Source organism: Bradyrhizobium sp. LTSP857 (assembly GCF_000938285.1).
Lineage (GTDB): Bacteria > Pseudomonadota > Alphaproteobacteria > Rhizobiales > Xanthobacteraceae > Bradyrhizobium.
In genome coordinates this window covers 14,106-27,255 of record NZ_JYMS01000024.1, presented here as the reverse complement: position 1 = coordinate 27,255, position 13,150 = coordinate 14,106, and the positions used below count along the sequence as shown (strand labels likewise).

The 13,150-nt window shown below is 61.9% G+C and carries 12 protein-coding genes; 5 read left to right on the top strand and 7 right to left on the bottom strand.

Annotated elements, in window-relative coordinates; translation table 11 throughout:
- Nucleotides 1-41: 41 nt before the first annotated feature.
- Complete coding sequence (locus UP06_RS12505) at nucleotides 42-2,225, bottom strand: xanthine dehydrogenase family protein molybdopterin-binding subunit (RefSeq protein ID WP_045002880.1); 2,184 nt, start codon at nucleotides 2,223-2,225, stop codon at nucleotides 42-44.
- Nucleotides 2,226-2,237: 12 nt separating this feature from the next.
- Nucleotides 2,238-2,687, bottom strand: coding sequence for a (2Fe-2S)-binding protein (locus UP06_RS12500; protein WP_045002879.1), 450 nt, complete (start codon nucleotides 2,685-2,687; stop codon nucleotides 2,238-2,240).
- A gap of 307 nt (nucleotides 2,688-2,994) precedes the next feature.
- On the opposite strand from UP06_RS12500, the gene UP06_RS12495 reads away from it, so the two are divergent.
- On the top strand, nucleotides 2,995-4,617 hold the full coding sequence (locus UP06_RS12495) for a B12-binding domain-containing radical SAM protein (RefSeq protein WP_045002878.1): 1,623 nt from the start codon (nucleotides 2,995-2,997) through the stop codon (nucleotides 4,615-4,617).
- A gap of 5 nt (nucleotides 4,618-4,622) precedes the next feature.
- On the opposite strand, the gene UP06_RS12490 is transcribed toward UP06_RS12495, so the two are convergent.
- From UP06_RS12490 to UP06_RS12480, 3 genes are all read right to left on the bottom strand, one after another.
- Nucleotides 4,623-6,011, bottom strand: a complete 1,389-nt coding sequence (locus tag UP06_RS12490) for an MFS transporter (RefSeq protein WP_045002877.1) — start codon at nucleotides 6,009-6,011, stop codon at nucleotides 4,623-4,625.
- A 165-nt stretch (nucleotides 6,012-6,176) separates the two neighbouring features.
- Entirely contained in the window at nucleotides 6,177-6,785 is a 609-nt protein-coding gene (locus tag UP06_RS12485; RefSeq protein ID WP_045002876.1) for a dioxygenase family protein, read from the bottom strand.
- Nucleotides 6,785-7,765 carry a Bug family tripartite tricarboxylate transporter substrate binding protein gene (locus tag UP06_RS12480; protein ID WP_045003047.1) on the bottom strand — a complete coding sequence of 327 codons (981 nt, stop codon included), beginning with the start codon at nucleotides 7,763-7,765 and terminating at the stop codon, nucleotides 6,785-6,787. Before UP06_RS12480 ends, UP06_RS12485 begins: the two co-directional genes overlap by 1 nt.
- A gap of 115 nt (nucleotides 7,766-7,880) precedes the next feature.
- On the opposite strand from UP06_RS12480, the gene UP06_RS12475 reads away from it, so the two are divergent.
- Together UP06_RS12475 and UP06_RS12470 are read left to right on the top strand one after the other, a co-directional pair.
- Complete coding sequence (locus UP06_RS12475) at nucleotides 7,881-8,843, top strand: LysR family transcriptional regulator (protein ID WP_045002875.1); 963 nt, start codon at nucleotides 7,881-7,883, stop codon at nucleotides 8,841-8,843.
- A gap of 165 nt (nucleotides 8,844-9,008) precedes the next feature.
- Entirely contained in the window at nucleotides 9,009-9,413 is a 405-nt protein-coding gene (locus tag UP06_RS12470) for a PaaI family thioesterase (protein WP_045002874.1), read from the top strand.
- Between the two features lie 45 nt (nucleotides 9,414-9,458).
- Here UP06_RS12470 and arr read toward each other — a convergent pair whose 3' ends face one another.
- Both arr and UP06_RS12460 read right to left on the bottom strand, forming a co-directional pair.
- Nucleotides 9,459-9,872, bottom strand: coding sequence for an NAD(+)--rifampin ADP-ribosyltransferase (arr, locus tag UP06_RS12465; protein WP_045002873.1), 414 nt, complete (start codon nucleotides 9,870-9,872; stop codon nucleotides 9,459-9,461).
- A gap of 202 nt (nucleotides 9,873-10,074) precedes the next feature.
- Entirely contained in the window at nucleotides 10,075-10,818 is a 744-nt protein-coding gene (locus tag UP06_RS12460) for an SDR family NAD(P)-dependent oxidoreductase (protein WP_045002872.1), read from the bottom strand.
- Nucleotides 10,819-10,973: 155 nt separating this feature from the next.
- On the opposite strand from UP06_RS12460, the gene UP06_RS12455 reads away from it, so the two are divergent.
- Nucleotides 10,974-11,744 (top strand): methyltransferase domain-containing protein, encoded by a 771-nt coding sequence (locus tag UP06_RS12455; protein ID WP_045002871.1) that lies wholly within the window; start codon nucleotides 10,974-10,976, stop codon nucleotides 11,742-11,744.
- 201 nt (nucleotides 11,745-11,945) lie between these two features.
- Nucleotides 11,946-12,947: a DctP family TRAP transporter solute-binding subunit gene (locus tag UP06_RS12450; protein WP_045002870.1), complete on the top strand. Its 1,002-nt coding sequence runs from the start codon at nucleotides 11,946-11,948 to the stop codon at nucleotides 12,945-12,947.
- The last annotated feature ends 203 nt before the right edge of the window (nucleotides 12,948-13,150 follow it).

The window sequence follows — 13,150 nt, the reverse complement described above, 5'->3', positions numbered from 1 at the left end:
AGTGGTTGCGGCGGCAATTTCTCGCCGCCGCAACTCGTCTTTTAGACGAGGGTAATGTTCTGGTCGCGCAGCGGCACCGAGCGGATGCGCTTGCCCGTCGCCGCGAAATAGGCGTTGAGCACCGCAGGTCCGGCAACGCAGATGGTCGGCTCGCCGACTCCACCCCAGAAACCGCCACTCGGCATCACGATCGATTCCACCTTCGGCATCGCCGCGATGCGCATGGAGTCGTAGGTGTCGAAGTTGGTTTGCTCGATAGCGCCGTCCTTCACCGTGCAACCGCCGAAGAACAGTCCGCTGAGCCCGTAGACGAACGAGCCCGCGATCTGGCGATCGATCTGCGCCGGGTTGACGGCATAACCGGGATCAGTGGCCGCGATGATGCGCTGGACCTTGACCTTGGTCCCGTCGGTCACAGAGATTTCGGCTGCCGCCGCAACATAGCTGCCGAAGCCCATGAAGTGAGCGAGGCCGCGATATACCCCTTCCGGGGCCGGCTTGCCCCATCCGACCTTTTCGGCGACGGCCTCGAGCACCGCAAGATTTTTGGGGTTGTTCTTCATCAACTTGCGCCGAAACTCGAGCGGATCCTGATTCACCGCATGAGCCAGCTCATCCATGAAGCATTCGACATAGAGAGCGTTGTGATTGACGTTCACGCCGCGCCAGAAGCCCGGGATGATGTGCGGGTTGCGCATCGAGTGATCGATCAGGAGATTGGGCACCGAGTAGCCGAACGATGCATCGCCCTTGGGCGCGAGGCCCTGGAAGGTCGAGGGATCCATGCCGTTGACCAGGCCATCTGGTCGGAGCGTGAACTGGATCGATTGACCGGAGATCCGCATGTGGAGCGCCGTCAGATTGTTGTCGGCGTCGAAGCCCGCGGTCATCTTGCATTGCGTAATGGGATGATAGCGGCCATGCGTCATGTCCTCCTCACGAGTCCATAACAGCTTGATCGGTGTGCCCGGCATCTGCTTGGCGATCAGCACAGCCTGGCGCACATAATCGGTCTGGCCGCGTCTTCCGAAGCCGCCGCCAAGCATGAGCTTATGCACGTCGCATTTGTCAGCAGGCAGTTCGGAAGCCTCAAGGACCGCGGCAAACGCTGCCTCACCATTCTGCGTGCCGCACCAGACCTCGCACTTGTCGGCGGTGTAGAGCGCAGTCGCGTTCATCGGCTCCATGGTGGCGTGGTTCTGGTAGGGATAGTTGTAGACGGCTTCGACCGTCTTCGCCGCGCCCGCGAGCGCCGTCTTCACATCCCCGTTGGAATTGCCGACATAGGCTTGGCCGCCGTCGAGGCCTTCCGCCAGCCATTTTGCGATGGAGGCGCTGGAGACCTTCTTGTTCTCGCCTTCGTCCCAGACGATCGGCAGCGCATCGAGCGCGGTCTTGGCGTGCCAGAAGGTGTCGGCCACGACCGCGACCGCGCTGTCGCCGACCTTCACGACCTTCTTCACGCCCTTCATGCCGGCGATCTTGGCTTCGTCATAGCTCTTCAGCTTGCCGCCGGTGACCGGGCAATCCTTGATCGCGGCGTTGAGCATGCCGGGCAGCTTGACGTCGATGCCGTAGACGGTGGCACCGACGACCTTGTCCGGCGTGTCGAGCCGCTTGACGCCCTTGCCAATCAGCTTCCAGTCTTTTGGGTCCTTCAGCTTGACATCGGCCGGTGGCGTCAGCTTCGCGGCGGCCTCAGCGACCTTGCCGTAGGTCGTGGTCTTGCCCGACGGGCTATGGGTGATGACGCTGTTGGCGGCCGTGCATTCCGATGCCGGCACCTTCCAGTCGTTGGCCGCGGCCTGGATCAGCATCATGCGCGCGGTGGCGCCGCCCTTGCGGACGTAGTCTTGCGAGGTGCGGATGCCGCGGCTGCCGCCGGTCGAGAAATCGCCCCAGACGCGCTTGCGGGCCACGCTCTGGCCGGGCGAGGGGAATTCGGTCGTGACCTTGGTCCAGTCGCATTCGAGTTCCTCGGCGACGAGCTGGGCAAGGCCGGTCAGCGAGCCCTGGCCCATCTCGGAGCGGGCGACGCGGATCACGACGGTGTCGTCGGGCTTGATCACGACCCAGGCATTGATTTCGGGCGAGCCGTCGGCCGCGCGCACCACGGCGGGGCCGCCGAAGGGAATATCGAGGCCGATGGCCAGGCCGGCGCCGAGCGCGGTGCTGCCGATGACGAAGGCGCGGCGATTCATTCGGGGTGAAACATGCTTGTTCATGTTGGCGGCTCCTTACGCGCTTGCGATCGTGTGGATCGCTTCGCGCACCTGTTGGAAGGTGCCGCAGCGGCAGATATTGGTGATGGCCTCGTCGATGTCGGCGTCGGTCGGTTTCGGATTATCGTTGAGGAGCGCTGCCACCGCCATGATCATGCCGCTTTGGCAATAGCCGCATTGCGGAACATCCTGGGCGATCCAGGCCTCCTGCACCTTGTGCAGCGTGCTGCCGGCCCCCAGCCCCTCGATCGTGGTGATCTTCTTGCCTTCGGCCTCGGCGACCGAGATCCCGCAGGAGCGGGTGGCGCCACCGTCCATGTGAACGGTGCAGGCGCCGCATTGTGCGATGCCGCAGCCATATTTGGTGCCGGTCAGCCCGGCATTCTCGCGGATCGCCCAGAGCAGCGGGGTATCCGGCTCGACATCGAGCGTGAGTGATTTTCCGTTTATTGTTAGGTTTGCCATCGCAAAGTCCCCTGATTGGCCCAATCCATCGACTGGACTCAGGGCGCAATGTGTCCGGCAAATTGGAACTGTTCAAATCAAGAGTCTGAGGGCTGGCGGCAGAAGATTCTGTCGGTCGCGGGAAGATTACGGACCGGGCGGTGTTTTGTCCTCCCCGCAGGAGATACCCGCCCATGCCCCAAAACGCCGCCTCCCTGAACGCCAGAGGTGCGGCCTCGGGCGACGAGGGGCGGCGACAGTTTGTCCCTTTTACAGGGATGCAAGACGGATGCGCTCTGTTACACTGGCGCGAAGCAAAAGGGGTTCCATGAACGTACCGCGCTCTTGCAACGTGTTGATGCTCTATCCGCTCTTCACCGCCGAGTCGTTCTGGAGCTTTGGCGAGTCCTGCCAGCTGATGGGCGTCAAGCGCCCGGCTGCTCCCTTGGGCCTGATCACCGTTGCCGCAATGTTGCCCGAGAGTTGGACGGTCCGGCTCATCGACTGCAACACGCAGACCTTCGGCCGCGACGATCTCGCCTGGGCCGACGTCGTCTTCACCGGCGGGATGCTGCCGCAGCAAGCCGACACTTTACGCCTGATCGAGCTGTGCCGCGCGGCGGGCAAGCCGGTGGTGGTCGGCGGTCCTGATCCGACGTCGAGCCCGCACGTTTACGCTAGCGCGGACTTTCAGGTGCTCGGCGAGGCCGAGAGCATCCTCGACGAGTTCATTGCTGCCTGGGATAGCGGCGCACGTTCCGGCGTTTTCACCGCGCCGAAATTCCAGGCCGACGTCACCACGACGCCGGTGCCGCGTTTCGACCTGCTCAAATTCGAAGACTACCTCTACCTCGGTGTGCAGTATTCGCGCGGCTGTCCGTTCACCTGCGAGTTCTGTGACATCATCGAGCTCTACGGCCGTGTGCCGCGGACCAAGACGAACGAGCAGATGCTGGTCGAGCTCGAGAAGCTCTACCAGATGGGCTATCGCGGTCACCTCGATTTCGTCGACGATAATTTCATCGGCAACAAGAAGTCGCTCCGCCTGTTCTTGCCGCAGCTCGCCGAATGGCAGCGCGTCCACGGCTATCCCTTCGAATTGTCCACTGAGGCTTCGGTCAATCTCGCCGACGATCCCGAACTGCTGGATCTGATGGGTGCGGCCAATTTTTTCGCCGTCTTCGTCGGCATCGAAAGTCCGGATCCCGCAACCCTGGTCGCGATGCGGAAGAAGCAGAACACGCGACGCAACATCGCCGAGAGCATTCACAAGATCTACGCCGCCGGCATGCTCGTCACCGCGGGCTTCATCGTCGGCTTCGACACCGAGAAAGTCTCGATGGCGGAGGCCATGGTCGATTTCATCGAGGAGGCCGCCATCCCGGTCGCCATGGTCGGCCTGCTCTATGCGTTGCCGAACACCCAGCTCACGCGTCGCCTGGAGAAGGAGGGCCGGCTGCACGCGGATCACGATCTGGCGTCGACGACAGGCGGCGATCAATGCACGGGCGGCATCAATTTCGATCCAGTGCGGCCGCTGCGCGATATCCTGATGGACTACAAAACCGTGCTGGAGCGCGTCTACAGCCCGGCCGCCTATGCGGGCCGCGTCGACAAGTTGATGACGCTGCTCGACCGTTCCAGGCAGCGCCATGAGCTCGCCGAAGGCGACATCCGCGCCCGGGTCGGCGCAATGGAGACCGTGCACCGTGTGGTCACCGCGATCCCCGAGGCGCGCGGACCGCTCTGGCAGACGTTCATGAATTGCGCCAAGCGCGACACGTCATCGGCGCGTATCGCCGTGCAGATGATCGCGGCCTATGCGCATCTCGGGCCGTTCTCGCGCAAGGTCATCGATGCCATCGATGTGCGTTTGGCCGAGTTGGATGACGAGCAGCCAATCATCCCCGCGGCGATCGCAGACGCGACGGCGGCTCAGCATCTGGCCTGACCGTCCTACTTCACCGCGAGTCGCAAAAAGCTCATCACGCTGCCGAGCGCGGCAAAGCCTGCGCCGAGCGCCAGCGCGACGGTGGCGCCGTTGTGACCGGCCATGGCAAAGCAGGCCGCAGCGAGCGCCGCACCGGTCGTCTGTCCGGTCAGACGCGCGGTCGCGACGATGCCCGAGGCGCTACCGCTGCGATGCGGCGGCGCGCTTCCCATCACAGCCTTCATGTTGGGCGCCTGGAAGAAGCCAAAGCCCATGCCGCAGATCGCCATCCGCCAGATGATGTCGGGAATGGCGGGATTGGCCGGAAGCAACGCGAGCAGCGCCATGCCGATCCCGAGCAGCACGAGCCCGATGCCGCCGAGCAGGCCGACGGCGTGGCGGTCGGACAGGCGGCCGGCGATCGGCGCCATGATGCCGACCACCAGCGGCCATGGCGTCATGAAGAAGCCGGTCTCGACCTGCGAACGGCCGAGCACGTCCTCGAAATAGAACGGCAGCGAGACGAAGGCGAGGCCCTGGACCACGAAGGAGCAGACCGCAGTCGCCGCCGACAGCGCGAACATCGGCCGGGCGAACAGGTCGATCGGCAGCATCGGCGCCGGATGATCGGCATGACGGCGCATCAGGATAAAGCCGAGCACGAGCGCCGTGACCAGCTCGACCGCAACCAGCGCCGGCGAGAGGTTATGCGCGGCGCTGCCGATCCCCGTGATGAACAGGCCGAGGCAGGCGGAGGCCAGGGCCGCGCCGAGAAAATCAAAGCTGTGATCGGCCCGCGGCGTCTTCGGCAGCATCGCAAAGCCGATGCCGATTGCGACAAGGCCGAAGGGGATGTTGACGGCGAACAGCCACGGCCACGGCCCGACCGCCAGGATCGCGGAGGCGATCGACGGTCCGAGCGTGAAGGCGGTTGCGACCACCATTGCATTGTGGCCGAAGCCGCGGCCCTGCATCCGGCCGGGATAGACGAAGCGCACCAGCGCGGTGTTGACGCTCATGATGCCGCTTGCGCCGAGGCCTTGCAGCGTGCGCGCGACCAGCAGGCTGTCCAGTGACCACGCCACCGCGCAGAGCAGCGAGGCGATGGTGAACAGGATCAAGCCGCCGAGATAGATGCGCTGGTGCCCGACGATCTCGCCAAGCGCGCCGAGCGGCAGCAGCGTTGCCACCAGCGCGATCTGATAGACGTTGACCACCCACACCGACTGCTCCGGGCTGACATGGAGATCGGCGGCAATGGCGGGCAGCGCGATGTTGGCGATCGCGGTGTCGAGCGAGGCCATCGCCAGCGCGGTAAAGATCGCGGCAATCGCCCAGCGCCGCCGTTCCGCCGGCAGGCCATCGGCAACGGGGTGATCGGGCTCGCGCGCAGCGGCAGGTAACGTGATTGTCATTGCCTTGCGCGTTCTCCGACAGCATGGCCCAAATGGTCTTTCCGGCATGTACTACGGCTGGAGCTGCTTCCACAGGCATATGCTTGCATGCTGTGTATGCGCGAAGGTCAGGCGCTGTTGTCGTGCCCGCCATTTTGCCCTTTGACCGACAGCTGAAACCGCCGATCACCCGTTAGCCAGAACGATGTCAAATTGCGCGACCAACTCGTGCTTTTCCAAGTGCGAAAGGGGTTGCAGGGTAACGATCAACCGTTCCGGATGCGGGGCCGCATTAAGCCAGCGGTCGGTGGCGTTGTCTCCTTCGCCTGCGAAATACAGCTGGGTCACCAAGCAATCGAACTGCCCCTCAATGGTGAGGTGAATGTGCGGCGGCCGGACGTCGCCTTCTGGTGTCGGGTAGCGGCCCGGTTTGATCGTACGAAAGCTGTAGTGCCCGGACGCATCCGTTGTGAGACGCGCGAAGCCCTTGAAATTGGGATCGAGCGGCGCCGGATTGGTATCACTCGGATGACGATATTTCCCCGCAGCGTTGGCTTGCCAGATGTCGATGCGTGCATGCGGCACCGGCGCTCCAGAACGGTTGAGCACACGTCCCCGGACATGGATGAGCTGACCCTGCGCCTCAGCGGTGCTGCCGTTTGGACGCGTCAGATCGTTTGCCAGATCGGGGCGCTCCGAGACTGGATAGAACGGGCCGACAATCTGCGGCGGCGTGATCGCCAATGCGGCCGCCTCGGGGCCACCCGTCTGGGTTTTGGATGTGGTCTGGCCCATCAGGGTAGCTTGATATCCGCATCCTTGACGACCTTGGCCCAGTGGGCGATGTCGGTCCGAATTCCTTCTCCAAATTCCGCAGCGGTGCCGCCCACTGCTACCGCTCCTATTTTGTTGAGCGAAGCGCCGATTTTTGGTTCGGCCAGGACCTTGTTGATTGCCTTGTTGAGTTGCGACGTTATCTCTGCGGACGTCCCACGTTTGGCGGCTAAGCCGATCCAATCGGCTGTCACCAGGTCGGGAAGGCCAGCCTCGATCACGGTGGGAACGTCCCTCAAGGCAGCGATCCGGGTAGGAGCGGTGACGGCAAGCGCGCGCAACTTGCCGGTCGCGATGAGGTCAATAACGGGAAGCGTGGTAACAAACATGTACTGTACGTTGCCGCCGATCAGATCGGCGATTGCTTGAGAAAACTGTTGGTAAGGCACGTGGGTCGCGTGCACGCCTGCCTGCAATGCAAACAGTTCGCCGATCAGATGCGAGGGGGTGCCGAAGCCGGCGGAAGAGAAGTTGAGCGTTCCCGGCTTGCTCTTGAGCAGCGCCACCAGATCGGACAGCGATTCGACCGGCAAGGAAGGTGTTGTAACGAGTACGGTGTAGGACTTCGATATCTTGATCACGGGATCGAAATCAACATCCGGCCGTATTTCCGTCTTCGGAAGCAGGGACGGCGTGACCGTCATCGGAAGACTCATGGTCAGCAGGGTATAACCGTCCGCGGGATGCCCGCTCACGTCGTTCATGGCGATAGTCTGCAGTGCGCCTGGGCGATCTTCCACCACAAGCCGCCAGCCTTCATTGACCGCGAGCCCGTCCGCGATCAGGCGGCTGATAATATCAGGCGGTGTACCCGCACTGGTAGGGACGACAATCCGTATGAGATTGGACGGATAGGGTTGCGCGGCGACCTTGCCGGGCAGCAACAATCCCGCGAGGCTTCCGAGCAGGAAGGTGCGGCGAGGAAGATAAATCTTCGACATGGGCTGCTCCAACGCTATGCAGTGGAGGTTAAGGCGGATTGCAGCTTGTCCGGCGGAGCTATATAAGAAAAGTTCTATTTTCCGATGCTTCTATTCCATTTCAGAAAGGGGTCGCATGCTCGATGCATCCCAGATCAGCCGTCGGATCAAGCTGCGGCAGCTGAGCGTGTTTATCGCCGTCGTGGAACACGGGAGCATGGCGAAAGCGGCCGAGCACCTGGCCATTTCGCAGCCCGTTATATCCAAGATGATCGCGAGCCTCGAGCAAACGCTCGGTCTTCCGCTTCTGGAGCGCAGCCGGCTCGGCGTTGAGCCGACGCTTTATGGCAAGGCCTTGCTCAAGCGTAGCATTGCGTTGTGCAACGATTTGCGGAGCGGTGTTGACGAGCTGCAATCGCTCGCCGATCCCGCGATGGGTGAATTGCGCATTGGCAGCACCGAGCCCGTGATGGCTGGATTACTCCCCGCGATTATTGACCGGCTGTCCCGGCAATATCCGAGACTTGCGCTTCACATCATCGAGGGCGAGCCGCCGGAACTGCAGGATCGCCATCTGCGCAATCACGACATAGACCTGATGATCGGGCGTCTACCGGGCCCAACGCCGGCGGCCGATACCGATGTGGAAGTGCTTTTGCACGAAAGCGGTGTCGTTGTTGCAGGCTTGAACAGTCCGTGGGTGCGCCGGCGCAAGATCCGCCTCGACGAGCTGGTCAACGAGTGTTGGTGCCTGCCACCCCGCGAAAGTTTTCCGGGCGGCTGGATTGCCCACGCATTTCACGCCTGCGGATTGGAGGTGCCACGTGCCAGCGTGACCGTGTATTCGATCCTTATGCAGTCGGCGTTGCTGTCGTCGGAACGTTTCCTGAGTTTTCTTCCGGCATCGATGTTGCACTTCAGCGCGAAGCGGCTGTCGATGAAGGTCTTACCCGTCGAAATGCCCATTCAGATGTGGCCGGTCGGAATTATTGCGCTCAAGGGCAGAACGCCAAACCCTGCTCAGCGCCTGTTCGTCGCGTGCGCTCGAGAGGTGGCGAAGCCGCTCGCAGGCAAGCGAAACGCCCGGTCCAATCGATGAAATTGAAACTGATCGTTGCAGGCTCCCGTGCGGCTGCTCCTGACGGGGCGTTTTAAACACACGCTGAGGCGTTGATTAAAACTTTGTTGGCAGGTGCCTGCTGCCAGACACGTGCTAAGCGGTCATCGTTACACCAAATTGGGGGGCACGGTGACGAGTTCGGGAATGAGTTTTCAGGATGTTGTCGCGCTAAATGCTTCCGCCCGGCTGAATCGTTTAGCCGGATTCGAGGTCACGACCGCAGCAAACGGAACGGCTGAACTCGTCATGCAATGGAACGATGATCTGACACAATATGCTGGTCATCTTCATGCGGGAATGATCGCCGCCCTATTGGATACCGCGTGCGGTTTCGCAGTCGTCACCGTAGCTGGCGGTGTGACCGCATCTCATTTTTCCATGAATTGTATCAAGCCGGCCGTCGGCCGGCGATTTGTCGCGAAGGGAATTACGGTCCGAGCCGGCCGCAGGCAGATTTTTGCAAAAGCCGAACTCTTTTCCGAGGACGAGAAGGGCGGCAGGACGCTGGTTGCCACCGGCGAGACGTTGCTGGTGCCACTTGATCGTTAGCAGGTTTAGGTCGGAAAACCGCCGCGCACTCTCCCGGATCATGCCTTAATCGATGATGTTGCCGCCCTCCGCCTTCAGGCGGGCGACATTGTCTTTCATCTGTTGCAGCCGTTCAGGCGCATGGCCTTGCCACTGCGTCACTTCGGCAATGACCCGCAACGGATCGCGGGAGCGATAGGACAGCGTCGGATTTCCGGGAAACTTCTTATCGGTCACGTTCGGATCGTCCATGATCGGCCCGGTCGGCTCGACGACGTAGATTCGTCCGCGTGCGGTACCTACGGCCAGCTCGGCGCCCCAGATCGCCGCATCCAGCGTGGCCGCGAAATAAACCCAGGACAGCGGCTTCACATCGGTGAAGTTGGATGGGTGGCCGACGACAATAAGGTCGCCGGGTTTCAAATCGGCCCGTGTGCCGTGGAAGAAGGATTGCGCGAACGTGGTTGCGGCAGATGACATAAGACGATCCTGGAATCGTTAGCAGCGGCAAGGATGTCGCATATGCACTCCGTCATTGCGAGCGCAGCGAAGCAATCCAGATTGTCTCCGCGAAAAGGCTCTGGATTGCTTCGCTGCGCTCGCAATGACGATGCGGATGCCGCGAGAGATCATTCCGACATTTCGCCCCGCGAAACGGGCAGTCCGACGGCGAGCGAGCCCCCTAAAACTGATACCTCCGCAACCCCCCATCCACGGGGATCACTGTCCCCGTGATGTACCGCGCCACCGGCGACGCCAAAAACACCGCGAGTGCCGCCAGATCCTCCGGCTCGCCCCAATAGCCGACCGGGATTTCCTCTTCCGCAAACCGCTCGCGGTACTCCGGCGGATAGTTGCGGCGAATCTGTTCGCTCATGATGCGGCCGGGCGGGATGCAGTTGATGGTGATGCCGTGCTCGCCGATCTCGCGCGACAGTCCCTTGGCCCAGGCGTGCACGGCGGCTTTCGCGGCGAAGGCGGCGTTGAGGCCTTCCGGCTCGGACTTGCCGGTGATGTTGACGATGCGGCCCCATTTGCGTTCGATCATCTGCGGCAGCAGCGCGTGCGCGATGCGGCGGTAGCTGGTAAAATTCAGCGCGATCGCCTCGTCCCATTTGCTGTCGGGCGCATCGACCGGCAGCGGACGGCTGCCGCCGGCATTGTTGATGAGGATGTCGACATGGCCGAGCTCTTTCAGCGCGAAGGCGGCGATGTTCTCAGCTGCATCCTTGGCCATCACGTCCTGCTCGAACGGCGTGATCAACCCGCCACCGACTTCCTGCACCAATTGCGCGAGGAGGTCGGTCCGCCGCGCCACGCCGACCACGCGCACGCCTTCGGCAGCTAGGCCCTTGGCGATGGCGCGGCCGATGCCGATGCTGGCTCCGGTGACAACAGCGGTTTTCGATTTGAGCCCGAGGTCCATGGTCACACGCTCTCTTGTTTGCTTTTGCTTATTGCTGTTCGTTTGGTGTTCGTTTTCCTGCCCGGTCCCGGTCAGCGTGATTTGCCCGACGGGGACGAGCAGTGGTAACCAAGAGAGACAGTGAAGGAAACACGAAAAAGAAAAGGCGTTGAACGATGGTCTGGGACCCGCAGCAATACCTCAAGTTCTCCGGCCACCGGCTTCGGCCCGCGGTCGACCTGTTGATGCGGATTCCGGATTTTGCCCCAAGCGAGATTGCCGATCTCGGGGCAGGGGCCGGCAACGTGACAAAGCTGATCAAGGAGCGCTGGCCGGATGCGGCGGTGACCGGCGTCGAGGGCTCCGCCGAGATGGTCGCCGCGGGGCGGAAGGCGGCGCCGGACGTGCAATGGTCGCACGAAGACCTCGGTCATTGGCGTCCGGCCAAGCGATATGATTTGGTCTATTCCAATGCCGCACTGCACTGGCTGCCCAATCATGCGGCACTCTTCCCGTCGGTGATGGAGAAGGTCACGCCCGGCGGCATGCTCGCGGTGCAGATGCCGCGCAACTTCCTGGCCCCTTCGCATGTGCTGATCGGCGAGACCGCCCTGAACGGTCCGTGGCGGTCCAAGGTCGAACATCTCGTCACGCCACCGCCGGTCGAGGGGCCGGCCTTCTATCACGATGTGCTCGCGCCGCTGTCGCAAAACATCGACATCTGGGAGACCGAATATCTCCAGGTGCTCGAAGGCGAGAACCCCGTGAAGGAATGGACCAAGGGCACCTGGCTGACGCGCTATCTCGACGTGCTCCAGGGCGACGAGAAGGCCGCGTTCGAAGCGGCCTATGGGGAGCGCGTCGCAAAGGCCTATCCGAAGAATGCCGCGGGGCAGACGCTGTTCCCGTTCCGGCGCCTCTTCATGGTCGCCCAGCGCAAAGGTTAATTGCGCCGCCGCGATGCGACATAAGCGCTCGCTTCCTCAGGAAGGTGCGGGCGCCGGGTTGCGTATCCAACAGCCGTCAAGATAGCTTGGCTGCGGCAAATTGGGCTTAGGTCTAGTTGTTCGGGTGGTGGATTGCTGCCACTACTGAAGCCGGAAAACAAAAAAAGAACCCGGTTTTAGAGGTTGTTGGGAGGTTAGTTCATGCGCAAGCTGCTTTTTGCAGTCGCGGCCGCGTCTCTTCTCGTGGTCCCGGCTGCCGTCCAGGCTCAGGCCCCGATTGTCATCAAATTCAGCCACGTCGTCGCCAACGATACGCCAAAGGGCAAGGGCGCGCTGAAGTTCAAGGAGCTTGCCGAGAAGTATACCGACGGCAAGGTCAAGATCGAAGTCTATCCGAACTCCTCGCTGTACAAGGACAAGGAGGAGATCGAGGCGCTCCAGCTCGGTTCGGTGCAGATGCTCGCGCCCTCGACCGCAAAATTCGCGCCGCTCGGCATCAGGGAATTCGAGGCGCTCGACCTGCCCTGGCTGTTCAAGGATGACGAGACCTATTCCAATGCGATGAAGGGCACGATCGGCAAATGGCTGTTCCAGAAACTGGAAGCCAAGGGCATCACCGGGCTTGCCTATTGGGACAACGGCTTTCACATGGTTTCCTCCAGTCGTCCGCTGATGAAGCCGGAGGATTTCAAGGGCCTGAAGTTCCGCATTTCCGGATCGAAGATCGCCGACCAGTATTTCCGCCTGATGGGCTCGATCCCACAAATCATGGCGTTCTCGGAAGTCTATCAGGCCTTGCAGACCGGCGTGGTCGACGGCTGCGAAAACACGGCCTCGAACTATCTAACGCAGAAATTCTACGAGGTGCAGAAGGACATCACCGTGTCCTATCACGCGCATCTGCAGTATGCTGTCATTGTCAACTCGAAATTCTGGTCCGGCCTGCCGCCTGACATCCGCGCCCAGCTCGAGAAGGCGATGAACGACGCGACCGACTACACCAACTTGATCGCGCATCAGGAGAACGAGGATGCGCTGGCCGAGATCAAGAAGGCCGGCAAGACCACGCTGCATTATCTGACTGACGCCGATCGCAAGGCATGGCAGGAAGCGATGCGGCCGACTTATACCTGGGCAAAGGGCCGGGTCGGGCAGGAAGTGCTCGATCTCGTCGCCAAGGAACTCGACGTCAAGATGAACTGACGGCGCTTCCGAAAAAACAACAAGAACGGTCGGGAGTGAACGCTCCCGGCCGTTTCGATCTGATATGGGGGACTTGATTTGCTTCGCGTGCTCAATAGTGCGCTCAATCATCTCGAAGAATGGTTGATCGCGACGCTCATTGCGGCGGCAACGGGTTTGATCTTCATTGCCGTGGTGCACCGCTACGGCGCCGGCGAGTCGAT

Excerpts from the sequence above, each read along its gene's own strand:
- UP06_RS12505 (WP_045002880.1), bottom strand. The coding sequence starts at position 2,225 with ATGAACAAGCATGTTTCACCCCGAATGAATCGCCGCGCCTTCGTCATC.
- UP06_RS12500 (WP_045002879.1), bottom strand. The coding sequence starts at position 2,687 with ATGGCAAACCTAACAATAAACGGAAAATCACTCACGCTCGATGTCGAG.
- UP06_RS12495 (WP_045002878.1), top strand. The coding sequence starts at position 2,995 with ATGAACGTACCGCGCTCTTGCAACGTGTTGATGCTCTATCCGCTCTTC.
- UP06_RS12490 (WP_045002877.1), bottom strand. The coding sequence starts at position 6,011 with ATGACAATCACGTTACCTGCCGCTGCGCGCGAGCCCGATCACCCCGTT.
- UP06_RS12485 (WP_045002876.1), bottom strand. The coding sequence starts at position 6,785 with ATGGGCCAGACCACATCCAAAACCCAGACGGGTGGCCCCGAGGCGGCC.
- UP06_RS12480 (WP_045003047.1), bottom strand. The coding sequence starts at position 7,765 with ATGTCGAAGATTTATCTTCCTCGCCGCACCTTCCTGCTCGGAAGCCTC.
- UP06_RS12475 (WP_045002875.1), top strand. The coding sequence starts at position 7,881 with ATGCTCGATGCATCCCAGATCAGCCGTCGGATCAAGCTGCGGCAGCTG.
- UP06_RS12470 (WP_045002874.1), top strand. The coding sequence starts at position 9,009 with ATGAGTTTTCAGGATGTTGTCGCGCTAAATGCTTCCGCCCGGCTGAAT.
- arr (WP_045002873.1), bottom strand. The coding sequence starts at position 9,872 with ATGTCATCTGCCGCAACCACGTTCGCGCAATCCTTCTTCCACGGCACA.
- UP06_RS12460 (WP_045002872.1), bottom strand. The coding sequence starts at position 10,818 with ATGGACCTCGGGCTCAAATCGAAAACCGCTGTTGTCACCGGAGCCAGC.
- UP06_RS12455 (WP_045002871.1), top strand. The coding sequence starts at position 10,974 with ATGGTCTGGGACCCGCAGCAATACCTCAAGTTCTCCGGCCACCGGCTT.
- UP06_RS12450 (WP_045002870.1), top strand. The coding sequence starts at position 11,946 with ATGCGCAAGCTGCTTTTTGCAGTCGCGGCCGCGTCTCTTCTCGTGGTC.